8 protein-coding genes are annotated in these 13,143 nt (G+C 58.7%); 3 read left to right on the top strand and 5 right to left on the bottom strand.

Annotation, left to right across the window (positions count from 1 at the left end; translation table 11 throughout):
• Nucleotides 1-3,881: 3,881 nt before the first annotated feature.
• The 5 genes from trxA to M1D88_RS20700 all read right to left on the bottom strand — a co-directional run bounded on the left by trxA (nt 3,882) and on the right by M1D88_RS20700 (nt 9,835).
• The gene (trxA, locus tag M1D88_RS20720) at nt 3,882-4,208 is read right to left on the bottom strand and encodes a thioredoxin (RefSeq protein WP_458112576.1); all 327 of its coding nucleotides are present in this window, start codon (nt 4,206-4,208) and stop codon (nt 3,882-3,884) included.
• A gap of 50 nt (nt 4,209-4,258) precedes the next feature.
• Entirely contained in the window at nt 4,259-5,215 is a 957-nt protein-coding gene (trxB, locus tag M1D88_RS20715) for a thioredoxin-disulfide reductase (RefSeq protein ID WP_458112575.1), read from the bottom strand.
• A 290-nt stretch (nt 5,216-5,505) separates the two neighbouring features.
• Nucleotides 5,506-7,089 (bottom strand): ABC transporter substrate-binding protein, encoded by a 1,584-nt coding sequence (locus M1D88_RS20710; RefSeq protein WP_458112574.1) that lies wholly within the window; start codon nt 7,087-7,089, stop codon nt 5,506-5,508.
• Between the two features lie 168 nt (nt 7,090-7,257).
• Complete coding sequence (murJ, locus tag M1D88_RS20705; RefSeq protein WP_458112573.1) at nt 7,258-9,273, bottom strand: murein biosynthesis integral membrane protein MurJ; 2,016 nt, start codon at nt 9,271-9,273, stop codon at nt 7,258-7,260.
• 61 nt (nt 9,274-9,334) lie between these two features.
• Nucleotides 9,335-9,835, bottom strand: a complete 501-nt coding sequence (locus M1D88_RS20700; protein ID WP_458114593.1) for an NUDIX hydrolase — start codon at nt 9,833-9,835, stop codon at nt 9,335-9,337.
• A 242-nt stretch (nt 9,836-10,077) separates the two neighbouring features.
• Here M1D88_RS20700 and M1D88_RS20695 point away from each other — a divergent pair, with 242 nt between their 5' ends.
• The 3 genes from M1D88_RS20695 to M1D88_RS20685 all read left to right on the top strand — a co-directional run bounded on the left by M1D88_RS20695 (nt 10,078) and on the right by M1D88_RS20685 (nt 12,908).
• The gene (locus tag M1D88_RS20695; RefSeq protein ID WP_458112572.1) at nt 10,078-11,565 is read left to right on the top strand and encodes a CCA tRNA nucleotidyltransferase; all 1,488 of its coding nucleotides are present in this window, start codon (nt 10,078-10,080) and stop codon (nt 11,563-11,565) included.
• 42 nt (nt 11,566-11,607) lie between these two features.
• Nucleotides 11,608-12,150, top strand: a complete 543-nt coding sequence (locus M1D88_RS20690; RefSeq protein ID WP_247041842.1) for a histidine phosphatase family protein — start codon at nt 11,608-11,610, stop codon at nt 12,148-12,150.
• 617 nt (nt 12,151-12,767) lie between these two features.
• Nucleotides 12,768-12,908 (top strand): hypothetical protein, encoded by a 141-nt coding sequence (locus M1D88_RS20685; RefSeq protein ID WP_458112571.1) that lies wholly within the window; start codon nt 12,768-12,770, stop codon nt 12,906-12,908.
• Nucleotides 12,909-13,143 lie beyond the last annotated feature (235 nt).

Below are 13,143 nucleotides of genomic sequence, written 5' to 3'. Positions count from 1 at the left end.
AGGGGTCTAGGAGGATGACAGCAGAGCAGCTGAGGGCAATAGCGGGCCTCGCCCATTGGGTCAGCCCCAGACAACTGCCAGCCCTCGAAGAATAGGATCTGGACATTCCCTCTATCCATGACTCGACGCTGTCGGTGATCAGAACGGACACGGATCGGCCAGAGGTTTCCCGTGCCGGCCTTCGTCGGCCGGTAGGCCCGTGCACGTGGGTAGTTCCGTCAGCGTTCTAGAACCTGGTGCTAACGTGTCCGATTAACCGCACTACTCTGGCTATTCTCTAATCCTTCTTCGGACTGCACACCAGGCGCCTGTCGCTCCCCCCTGCTGCTGTCGGCCAACGGTTTGCTGTACTGGACCCTTCAATGAGACGTTCACGTAGCTCTTGGCACCAAGGTTATACAAATCCTTCATGGCCTCAGGAACCGACGCCCTTTGGGAGACCTTCGACGGAGGTCTGAGATCCGTGGGTCGCACCTCTTCGTCCCCGCCAATGCATAGCTCACCATAGGGTCGGGCAACAGTAAGTCGCGTGGGAGCATGCCCCCTTCAGCGCCGATATCGGTGCTCCTCATGGATTGTGTCTGGCGCGCTTGGCTGATTCTGCCCAGGAGCTTTTCCTCTTCCGGTGGTTCAAGACCACTCCTCTCGTACTTCAGGCACCTACCTGGGCGCAATGTGAATAACCGGAGAGATGGTGGATGCAGCGGTGGATATCCCTGTGGATAACTTTGTGGACAAATGTTGGGTGTCACTGGCTCGTCGCTGGATGGGCGGGACGTCATGTAGCCGCTGATTCGTTGCAGCTCAAACTCGTATCTCTGGTTTCGTGAGATGTTTCACGTGAAACGACTGCTTTGACACAACTGAACGGCAAAACGGACCAACTACCACCGAAAAGACGCACAAAAACGGTGGTTTCCTCTGTCTTCATGAGATGCCGCCTGGGATGCATGACAACAACTTTCTTGCGCTTGGTTCCCCCGGTCCGAAACGACCGTTGGTTTGGAGCAGTTTGTCGCTCATGGTTTCAGTGCGGTCCAGCCGTGCCCCTGTGAATTACGACTCACTTGCCTGTGGGTAACGGTGTGGATAACTTTCGAGATGACTGTGGATTATTCAACGAGTAGAGCGACCAGGACTCATCCAGTTGGGTGGCCGGGTGGTCACGTGCCAGAAAAAGAGGGCGTCCGGATTGCCTCACGTCTCGGATGACGACCTCTCGCATTGTCCGAATCGATATCCGTCTTCCCTCGTCCGTGGCCACGTGTTCGACCCAAGATTTCCCGCTGTCGATTGCTAGACCGTCCGCTCGCGTCTCTTCGGTCAGATGGCGGTGCTGTCAGTTCTTCAGGGGGAAAGAGAGTCGCTGCCGGATAGTTTGTTCATAGCCCCCATGCGCATTGGGTCCGTCATGTTCTGGAAGCCCCTCTTTGTGTGAAGCCACTCAAAGGCCGACTCCGTAGGGTAGGTCTAATCCGAGCGTGCTTCTTCTGATGATCAAGGCTAGGGTGTCTCGCGGGCTGAACATACTGGTCGGCAGTCTGTGTCCTTGTGCCAGGAGTCCTGGTGGTCTGTCATGGTCCATGTGATGCTCGCCCTCCAGCTCATTTCCTGTTCGCATCCTGGCCGGAAATCTGGCACTAGCCGTGAAGATTCGGCCAGCGATGATCGGACCGCTCGTAAAGCAGCCCACCCTGCTACGAGTTGCTTGGCTCGCATCCGATGGCGTCGATGTGTTTCACGTGAAACATTGAATGCGGACGGCGTTGACTTCCCGATCATCTGGATTGATTTCGTCGTGCAAATGCCACGGGACGGTCGCTCCAGTTGATGTGAGTGTGTGTATCGGTGAGGTGGCGTCAGGCTCTCGCTCCCGGCCCCGACCATGGCGACGACAAGACAACTCCACCACGCCGAATGGCTGGCTCGGGCGCCTAGGTGGGCGCTCCCTGGCTATCGTTCGGGGGCACGGATACTCTAATAGTTTTTGGCTAGCCGCAGTACCGGGACCAATGGCTTTGAAGGCTGGGATAAAGGACAAAGTTCTGCCGACTGGCCCGGCAGTGTTCGATATCGGAGGGTACTCGGCAAGAACGTACGGATCCACGTAGCGGGACATTGCAGTTCGAGGGCTCGCCCAGCTCGAGGGCTCGCCCAGCTCGAGGGCTCGCCCAGCTCGATGGCTCGCCCAGCTCGATGGCTCGCCCAGCTCGATGGCTCGCCTAGCTCGATGGCTCGCCTAGCTCGACTACCAGTCGGGGGTGCTTGATCCCTTACTGTCTGTCGGTCTGATTCCGTGCCTTCACGGACGGCAGGAATCGAAGGCGAACGTGGATTACGGGCTCGTCGGACGTACTCGATCCTTTGTACGGTTTCACTGGGAACGTCTGTCACGCAACGTATGTCTAGGGAGCTACTTACTGTCATGTTTCACGTGAAACAAGATCGCCGGCATTCCTGGATGCGCGCGTAGTACGCCCTTCGATGCCATGAATAGCATGTCCCCTAGTGCTGCGACCAATTGAATAGAAGCTCAGCCGGGACCCTTGGACATTTTCCCACTTTCAGGATCCGTGCCGCTACTTCGCTGAAGACAACGCCTGAACTTTGATTGGAATACGAATCTTGGCCCCGTTACTGCTACAACGGGGCTGGCATAGTGGAGAGGCGGAGGCGGGAGCGGTGATTGTGGATCTCCATCTTCGTAATCGAGGTCCAACTCGCTGATTCGCCGTCATCAGGCGGAGACGGAGATGTTATAGGCATGTTCGGCACCGCCGTGGGAGTCCTACCTGCCAATGAAGACTTCAAATCCGGTCAATGATGTGGATCTCTCTCATCGCGGACCCGGATTTGTCGGAAAAGGCAACCAAAACCGCGGGCAAGGCTTCGTGTACCCGACTCAGCGTTGAGCGCATCTGGCACCTTTCACGATTCTGGCTTTGACGACGTTCGCTGAGATGCATTCAATTTGGCGCTACCCGTGCTGCAGCTCTTGTTTCACGTGAAACACGTGTAGTAGGGCGGTGCGGCGTGTAGAAACTTCCCAGAAGAGGAGGATCTGAAAATAATACGAATTCGCCCAAAAATCCTGACTGTTTATGACCCATGGCTAATGAGTGAGAAATCTTGCCTGCTAGCTTGTTATAGGTCGGTACGGTTCCGGGCGCTACTACACACCCCGTACACAGCGGTGGACACCCGCCTCTCCAAGTGAATAGGCGACGAGAAGTCACTAGACCGGGAGGTGTCGTCGCGAGAGCCCGACTGAGATACCAAGGAAGCGCGCCTACTTCGCAATGTTCTGGCGTCGATGCCAGCTTTCCAGGTCTTTGATTTGCGATTTCCGTCGAGGCGGACAACCTGGTCGAGGCGGACAACCTGGAAGTGTTCCAGAAAAGCCCACTAGAACCAGTGACTAGGAGCCCTGTTTCACGTGAAACATCGTGCACACAACTAGTCAACGGGCACTGGCAGTTCCCTCGGCGCTGACGTGTGGGGCTGAGCGCCTCTTTAGGGCCGCCGACGGGGACAGTCCTTCACGAGCCAGGCCACACGACGAGCATTTTCGAGGAAGGTTGGCGAAGTAGGTGAACGGGAGTGTTTCTCCGACAAGACGGGCTCAAATCCCGCTAGGAAATGTTGGTTGCGAGTTCATCCACGCCAGATTCTCTTCTCAGGAAAAGAAACCAAGAGAACAATGGAAATCAGCTGATTTCTAGGCACCAGCCTCATCAGGAGTGAACCCTCTCGGTCGTGGCCGATCGCTTGCGCTAGAGAAAGCAAAAGGCGACCCCATAGGGGCCGCCTTCAGCTAACTACGCATTCAGCTACCTAAGCAATCGGCTGACTACGCGTTCTGCCAACTGTCCTTCTCCGGGTCAGGACAGGACGTCCGCAAATTCCTTCTCAAAGTACTGCTTCGGCCTTGCGCCGATTACAGTGCTCTTCACTTCGCCATCTTTGAACAGGTAGACGGCGGGAATCGAGGTGATGCCGTATTCGGCGGCGATGGCCGGATTGTCATCCACGTTCACCTTGACGACTTCCACCTTTTCCCCGTACTGCACCGAAATCTCATCCAGAATGGGGCTCAGCTTACGGCAGGGGCCACACCACTCTGCCCAGAAGTCGACAATAACCGGCTTTTCTGAGGCCAATACGTCCGTGCCGAAACTGGAGTCTGTTACGTCTCTTGCGTTACTCATACCCTTGTCTTTCTCCTTAACTTATAGCGGCGCCGTGAAACGTCTGAATCTCAGGCCTGGAAATCTGCGAGGTAGTGCTCAACATCAATTGCAGCAACACAGCCGGACCCCGAGGCGGTGATGGCCTGCCGGTAGGTCGGGTCGACCACGTCGCCGGCGGCGAAAACACCCGGGATGCTGGTCTTTGAGCTGCGGCCCTCCACGGCGATAGTGCCCTCGAGGGTCAGTTCCAAGGAGTCCTTGATGAGTTCTGTTCGGGGATCGTTACCGATAGCCACGAACACTCCGGTTACCGCGAGGTCTGTCTCGGTTCCATCGACAAGATTCTTCAGTTTCAGACCGGTGACCTTCTCCTGGCCGACGATGTCCTGGACGGCTGAGTTCCAGACAAAGTTGATCTTCTCGTGAGCAAGCGCACGGTCGGCCATGATTTTGGAAGCCTTCAGGGTGTCGCGGCGGTGAACCACTGTGACAGACTTCGCAAACTTCGTCAGGAAGAGGGCCTCCTCCATAGCAGAGTCACCCCCACCAATCACAGCGATGTCCTGATCCTTGAAAAAGAAACCATCACAGGTTGCGCACCAGCTCACACCATGGCCGGAAAGCCGTTTCTCATTGGGAAGACCCAGTTCCCGATATGCCGAACCAGTGGAAAGAATAATGGCCCGTGTACGGAAGGTCTCCCCCGTGGCGATTGTCACGGTCTTGATGTCACCGTCGAGCGCCAGCTCTGTAACGTCCTCAAACTGAATTTCCGTGCCAAACCTGGCAGCTTGCTTTTCGAAGTTCTCCATGAGATCCGGGCCCATGATGCCTTCGGGAAATCCCGGGTAATTTTCAACGTCAGTGGTATTCATCAGCTCGCCGCCCGCTGTGACGGATCCGGCCAGAAGCAACGGCTTCAGATTGGCTCGCGCCGTGTAAACCGCGGCGGTGTAACCAGCAGGGCCCGAGCCGACAATGATGACATCACGCACGTCTGACGTGGCGTTTTCTGCGTTGCTCACTGAACGGTGAACCTCTTCCTTGGTCGATGCGCCCGCCTCAATGGCCGGGCACATGGCACAACTCGATCTTCCTACTGAATATTCCGGGCGCTCCCCATACTGCGGAGACACCACCACTCAGGGTACCGTCCGAGTGGGCAAGGCGTTGATTCGTATTACCGGAGTCAACTGCTCATCAAACATGGGCAAAGCATCGCGCGATTGAGCCACGGGGTGAACCGAATTTCAGCGATGAGTAAGCTATGCACCCCAACGACGAACGAAGCTACTGGACGCCAGTGAAACCCAAGCTACTGAACCTTGATCTCAGCGAGCCGGAGGCCGTAGCCGAAACGGGTCTTCGGCGCAGCCAATTTAGGGAGGGTCTTGATGGACACAATCACATACTGGGCGTTGACGGGTTCAGAGAGCGGGATGGTGAGATCCGGCGAGGTGAAACTGTTTGTTCCCACCTGCTTTGCTCCGTCCAGGGAGGGACGGTCATTGGTGAGAACGCTGATGCTTCCGCCGGAGGCCCCCAACTGGCTGAGGGTAATCGACGAAATACGTGACGGACTCTTCAACTTTGCAACCAACGAAACGCCGTCCGTGGCCAAACCGCCCCAGTTATCGGTGGCGAATTCCATGTCTGACCAGTAGCTGGCGGCGTTCCCGTCGAAAGTCTTGGACAGGTCGCCGTCGTACGTGGCCGCAAAGTCGAAGTTACCAAGGCGTGTCACGCCCTCCACAGCGGGAGGACCCGTCGGCGCAGCGTTTTCGGTCTGCGTAGGCTCCCCTGATGCTTGTGGAGCCGTAGCCACAGGTTCCTGGGTGGCATCAGCCTTGGGCTCGGGCTTGAACAGACTGCCCAGATTGCCTACTGCGAAGACCAGGCCGACAATCAACACTGCCGCGAGAAGCCCGCCTACGAGCCAACGCATCGACCGTGGCTCGCTCTTCGGTTCGTCGTCGTAGTAGTCAGTGTCAGCATCCTGGGTGGATCCAGCAGGAACGTAATTACTGCGCGCATCCGAACCGTCAGCGTCGTAGGAGCCGTTATCGGATTCGGCCGGATAGTCGTAGTCATCCTCCGCCCAGAGGGAGACTTTCGGGGAATCGGCAGGTGAATTTGCTGCCCCCGCAGCAGCAGGTCCCGGGGCAGTTTCCGGCCTGCCGTTACCGGCAGACACGGGCTGGGACACGGTGGACTGAGGGGGCGACGATGGAGCTTCTGGCTGCGCAGCGGTGCGCGGCGCCTGGGATGCGCCGGCTGCGGAACCAAGACCCGATGCCGCGGCTGCTCCAAACCCGGCTGCCCCCGCGGCCGCCCCAGCAGCTCCGGCGCCTGTACGCCCTGAGGGAGGGGATGAGGGAGCGGAAGCCGGACGGGCAGGACGGGGAGGTGCCGAGGGCTGGGTGGCAGGACGTTGCGGGGTAGCCGGCTTCACGTTGTGGTAGTTGATGACGCCGGCGTCGACTTCTTCGTCGTCGTAGAGTCCGTCGTACGTCTCAGGTTCCTTTGAGCGTGGCTGGCCAAAGATTTCGCTACCCAGGGTGTCCGTGAAAAACGGCTCCACATACGGTGCGTGGGACGGCACCACCAGATCAAGCAGATCCGCCGCAGATGTATGGTTGGTGATCAGGTAGGTGGTTGCATCACTGACGCCCAGATCCAGGATCTGGACGCTGCCGGGGCGTTCGCCAGTGGCCACTTCACGTGCGCTTTGGGCCACCTGGTCCGCGTTGCCCTGCCCGGCGACCAAAATGCTGACTGGACGGTTGAGAACCTGATCCACACCATCCAGCACCAGATCCTGGTCGTGAGAGGTCAACACTGTTGCGGTGACCTTGTAGCGGCCGCCAAGTACTGATCCGACGTCGATCGGGTGGGACACTGGTTCCTCCTAGACTGTCCGGGAAGCGCTGGCCAGAATGATCCCCTCAGTGATCACGGATCATCCGGAACGTCCGTCGATCCTTGGTTGGCAACTACCCTTGTTAGCTTCTGATCCTAGCCGATGCCTTGCAATTGCCGTGGGAATCAGGGCCAGGCCGGGCGATGGTCATTTTTTCTTTTTCCTGCGGGTACGGAAATACGGGTTGTGTCCGGCCGTTCCCTGATAGGTTCTGCGGCCCGGCAGGGGGATCTCCTGACGGACCATACTGCCGCGAGCGGTGTTGGGGATTTCTTCTGCAGGAAGGTACCCGGCCCCAGTGGCAACATCGTCGTCGTCGTGTTCCATCTTTGGCCCTGCCCGGAATGAAGCAGAATCAAATTCTCCCGAAATACGCGGGATCAAGCCAGTGTCCACAGAAACGGTAGCCCTGTCCGGCGATTCAGACGTCGTCCGTTGGGCAGTGGGCGCAGCGGCCGGACCGCGGCCCAGACGGCCAAGCAGCGGCCGCAGAAGGTCCCGCAGCTCGGAGACGTGGAAAGCCTTCAGCAGGAAAAGATAAGTTACCAGCATCACAGGACCGACGACGGCGATGGTCACCAGCGCCTGGATCCGGCCACTCCAGGCGAAACCGTCTTCCTGGTAGCTTCCCATCAGCCACAGGGCCACAGCTCCAGTCAGGGCAGAGCCCAACGCCGCATACCCCATCCGGATATATGAATTCGCAACCCGCGGACCGTCCAGATGCCCCAGGAGCCGGCGGAGGAAAGCGGCGCTGACCATGACGGAGAGGATGTTGCCGACCGTGTACAGGATGGCGATGGCGAAGATGATCTGATCGGCCGGAAGAAACTGGATGAAGAAGGCCGCCACAACATTGACGAGTGCCAGAATCAACTGGATAAAGAAGGGCGTCCTGGCGTCCTCGTTGGCATAAAACACCCTGGACATCATGAAGTTGGCGCTCATGAAAGGTGTGCTGAGGGCCAGGATGGTGAGCGTCTGGGCGAGCATTACGCCGTCCTGCTCCTTGCCGCCGGAGAAGAACATCCCCAGCGGCCCGGCGAGGGCGAACAACGCGAGGGCCCCGAATACAGTGGCCACGGCCATGGTGCGCAGACCGTGGGACAGGGCATCCCGCAGCGCCGCACGGTTTCCGTCCTGTGATGCCCTGGTCATCCGGTTGAACAACACCGTGGCCAGGGACAGGGCAATGATCGAATGCGGGAGGAGGTACAGCTGGCTGGCCACTTCCAAGATGGCGTTGCCCGGGAGCCGCCCTGCGGCCGGATCCCCTGCTTGTTCGAGGCGCAGGCGTTCAGCGCCGGGGATGGTGGCAATACGCATTACGTACAGGAAGGCGAGTTGCCCGACGGCGGCGGTCAGGAGCGTCCAGACGCTGAGCTTCGCTGCCTGCCCCAGTCCTACACCCCTCCAGCCGAAGCGGGGCCGCAGCCTCAGGCGGAGCTTCAGCACAGGGACCATGAGGATCGCCGTCTGCGCGACGACGCCAATGGTCGAGAAGCCAGCCACCAGGAAGGTTTGGAACGGTCCCCAGGTTTCCAAGGTGTGCGGGTTGGTGACATTCGGGCCAAGGATCCAGATGAACATGCCCAGGCCAGCAATAGCCACGATGTTGTTGAGGATCGGAGCCCACATAGCCGGTCCGAACGCCCCGTTGGCGTTCAGGACCTGGGTCAGGAGGGCATACAGACCGTAAAAAAAGATCTGCGGCAGGCACCAGAAGGCAAAGGAGATCGCCAGCGACTTTTGTTCCGGGGAGTAATTCTGCGTGGTCAGATCGATGACGAGGGGTGCGAAGAGTGTCACCAGGAGCGTCAGGGACAACAGGACAATAACGGCCAGGGTCAGCAGGCGGCTGATGTAGTCCGCTCCCCTGTCCGGCGCCTTGCTGGCTTTGATGATCTGCGGAACAAGGACCGCGTTGAAGACTCCGCCCGCCACCAGGAGAAAGATGAGGTTGGGCAGATTGTTCGCGTTAATAAAGGTGTCGTTGACCGTGGAGCCCAGCCCCAGGGCGAAAGCCAGCATCCACGTCTTGCCGAAGCCCAAAAACCGCGAGATCAGGGTGCCAGCCGCCATAATGGCGCTGGAACGGGCCTCTCCTGCGTGGGCTGATCCGCCTTCGGCGGGTTCTGGTTTGGCTGCTGACATTGCCTTCATCGTCTCACTCGCAAGAGGGTATACCTGTCAGCGGGGGTGGATGGCATGAGTGACAGGGCTCTCAGAGATGTTCCGGCAGGACTTCTTTGGCGAGGTCGGCAATGCGGCGTTCGTTGGGAAAGGACAGCTTCCGGGCCAGCTCAGTGATGGGCACCCATGCGACGTCCACGGCTTCCTTATCGGGGTCGTTTTCGATGGTCAGATCTCCCCCGGTTGCCCTCAGGAGATAGTGGTGGACCGTTTTGTGGACGCGGTGCCCGCTGACTGTGAACCAGTAATCAATGCTGCCCAGGGGCGCCAGAATGATCCCGTCTATCCCGGTTTCCTCGGCGATTTCGCGGACAGCAGCTTCCTCGTTCTTTTCCTTGCCCTCCGGGTGACCCTTCGGCAGGCACCATTCAAGACGTCCTCCGCGGTTCAGGCGGGCGATAATCGCAACCCTTAGTTCGCCGTCGGACGTGTCCACCACAACTCCACCAGCGGAGATTTCCTCGACGGTGGGCAGCGAGGCCGGTGCCGAGTGCGGCGCGGGCGCGACGTGCGCACCGATTGCCGACGGCAACGGTGGGTTTGTCCTCCTGCCGGGAGCGCTCGGTACGGGATGGGCCATAACGTCCACTCTAACGACTCTTGCCCCGTGGTGATGACCGGAACATGACAGGAAAGTGGACCGGATGTGACGGGCTCCGCACCCGGAAACTTTCAATAAACCCAATTGATGGGGCTCCCGCGCCTGCTCTTTCGCAGTATGTTTCGGTACTTCAATGAAGAATGCTGGAGATTTTCTGCCAAGCTTAAGTAACTATGGCGCACGCACATCACACGACTGACTCCCACACCGTTGATTTTAAAGTGGATCCGGTGGTCCTGGAGCTCGGCCAGCGCTTCGTCGACGCGGGTCACGAACTGTCCCTTGTAGGTGGTCCGGTCCGCGATCTCTTCCTGGGCCGTTCCTCGCCGGATCTTGATTTCACTACTGACGCGACGCCGGATCAGACCATCGCCCTGATCCGGAAATGGGCTGACAACTTCTGGGAAATCGGCCGTGCTTTCGGAACCATTGGACTGCGAAAAGCAGGCTTCCAGATAGAAATCACCACATACCGCGCCGAGGCCTACGATCCGGAATCGCGGAAGCCCGTGGTCGCCTTTGGCGCATCGCTGACTGACGATCTGCTGCGTCGCGATTTCACCATCAACGCCATGGCGCTCCGCCTTCCCTCCCTGGAACTCGTTGATCCCTTCGGTGGCGTCCGCGATCTTCATGCCTCGTTGCTGGCCACGCCGGGGGCGCCTGAAACGTCCTTTTCCGATGATCCGCTGCGCATGATGCGTGCCGCACGCTTTGCCTCCCAGCTCGGCGTTTCAGTCCATGAAGACGTCCGCCTCGCGATGACCAGGATGGCCGAGCGCATCACCATCATTTCGGCAGAACGGGTCAGGGACGAACTCGTCAAGCTGGTTTGCGGCCCGCAACCGCGCGTAGGCGTGGACCTGCTGGTGGAGACCGGGCTGGCGGAGTTTGTGCTCCCTGAAGTGTCGGCGCTTCGACTCGAATCGGACGAGCATCACCGGCACAAGGATGTTTACCAGCATTCGCTCCAGGTCCTTGAGCAGGCAGCTTCCTTGGAGGATGGCTCTGACGGGCCGGTGCCCGGTCCGGACTTCGTGCTGCGGTTTGCGGCCCTGATGCACGACGTCGGGAAGCCGGCTACGCGCCGTTTTGAACCGGGCGGCGCGGTGAGCTTCCGGCATCACGACATGGTGGGTTCCAAGCTCACCGCCAAACGCATGAAGATTCTGCGCTTTGACAACGACACCATCAAGGCCGTGGCCCGGCTCGTGGAGTTGCATATGCGTTTCTACGGCTATGGAGATGCGGGTTGGAGCGACTCGGCGGTGCGGCGGTATGTCACAGACGCCGGTCCATTGTTGGATCGGCTTCACAAGCTGACGCGTTCGGACGTCACCACCCGGAACCAGCGCAAGGCTGAGCGGCTTGCCTTCGCCTACGACGATCTCGAAGCCAGGATCGCCGCCCTGCGCGAACAGGAATCCCTCGAAGCTGTGCGCCCGGACCTTGACGGTGGCCAGATCATGACGCTCCTTGGCCTGAAGCCGGGTCCCGTGGTGGGCCGTGCCTACAAGTTCCTACTGGAGGAGCGGATGGAGCACGGTCCGTTGGATCAAGGTGAAGCTGAGGAAAAATTGCGGAAGTGGTGGGAGGCTCAACCGGAGGCTCTCGCCCCTGTACCCGCCGACGTCGACCATGTCCCAACCGAGGAGTCTTAAGTGAACATAGAATTCAACACTCCCCGTCCCCAGCTTTGGATCATGCGTCATGGGGAGACCGAATGGTCCAAGAGCGGACAGTACACCGGGCTGACCGATCTTCCTCTCACCGTTGAAGGCGAGCAGCAGTCGGTGGAGGCCCGGAAGGCGTTGGACGGCGTCGACTTCGATCTGGTCCTCACTTCTCCCCTCCGTCGGGCACGCCGCACGGCTGAACTCGCCGGCTTTCCGGACGCCAAGCAGGAACCCCTGGCCGTGGAATGGGATTACGGAGACTACGAAGGAATCAGTTCGGACCTCATTCGCAAGGACAACCCGGACTACCTGATCTGGACTCACGGGGTTCCCAACGGGGAAACACTGGATCAGGTAGCTGCCCGTGCGGACAAGATCGTAGCCCGGGTACTGGAGTCCGGCCTGGACAACGTACTCATTGTGGCCCACGGACACTTCTCCAGGATCCTGACGGCACGCTGGTTGGGACTCGATGCCCAGTACGGCCGGCACTTCCTCCTTGGCACTGCAAAAGTTTGCACATTGGGCTGGGACAAGAAGACCCCCGCAGTGGTCCGCTGGGGCCTCTAACCAGTCGGTTGGGAACCCTTTGACGGGTCAATTGTGTGAATTGCAGAATAACTTTAGAGAAGTCTGTAATTCGGCTGGTCAAATGATCTGTCTTTAGTGTAATTTTATTTATGGCCCCAGTGCGTCTTGCCAGGGTCAAGGCGCGCGCAGCCCGACGAAGTCGGTTGGAGCTACGGCACAGCAGAAAAGGAGGTTGGGAAAATGATTACTTTGACTAGCGGATGGAAGATGACCGTCGCCGCGAACCCCGCCTCTGCTGCCCACGCCCGCCTTCGCACGGGAGTGACTGTCTCCTAGTGTCCGTTGGCCGCAGGGGCCAGGACCTTGATAGATCCCCTACTTCTTTTGGGGATGCCCGGTAGCAGCGTCTCCACCCCTCGGTATTAAGCGGATGCGCAATTCCTCCTGAATCGGAACCAGCTTCCACTGGGTCTTTCGCATCCATATTCCACGGGTAGTTTCCCTATTTGCAATTACTTGCCCTATCGGGCATTTCTTTGCCCAATTCCGGCCAATTCCTTGGTGAATTAAGAGGCCTTAATTCGTGCGCCCAAAATCAAGTATCGGCCAGTCTGGTCGGGACTTCACGTTCGAGTAAATGAGAGGAGGTGACCTACGTGACCAGTAAGTTCGAGGAATTCTTCTCGATGATCGGCATCCCGCTGCAGAACGAGAGGACTCAGTTCAACGGCGACCAGCTCGACAAGAACAGGGAAGTTGTTTTGATCGCTATGTACATGATGAGTGTGAACCGCTGAACCGATGATGCCGGTGCGGACCGCCCGCAGTACAAACGGATCACGAGTACAACGGATCACCCCATTGAAGGAGGATCTGATGATTCACATCGGAGCCAATCCGCCAGGAGCCCACGCGGCAACGCGTGGGCTCCCCCCGTTTAACGTCTTGGTCGTTGGTTTAACGTCTTGGTCGTTGGTTTAACGTCTTGGTCGTTGGTTTAACGTCTTGGTCGTTGGTTTAACGTCTTGGTCG

It is taken from the genome of Arthrobacter sp. R1-13, from assembly GCF_054161475.1.
The sequence above is the reverse complement of the archived record's forward strand: the minus strand, read 5'-3'. Positions and strand labels throughout refer to the sequence as shown.

Coding starts and splice junctions, on each gene's coding strand:
- trxA (WP_458112576.1), bottom strand. CDS start 4,208: ATGAGTAACGCAAGAGACGTAACAGACTCCAGTTTCGGCACGGACGTA.
- murJ (WP_458112573.1), bottom strand. CDS start 9,273: ATGAAGGCAATGTCAGCAGCCAAACCAGAACCCGCCGAAGGCGGATCA.
- M1D88_RS20695 (WP_458112572.1), top strand. CDS start 10,078: ATGGCGCACGCACATCACACGACTGACTCCCACACCGTTGATTTTAAA.
- M1D88_RS20690 (WP_247041842.1), top strand. CDS start 11,608: ATGCGTCATGGGGAGACCGAATGGTCCAAGAGCGGACAGTACACCGGG.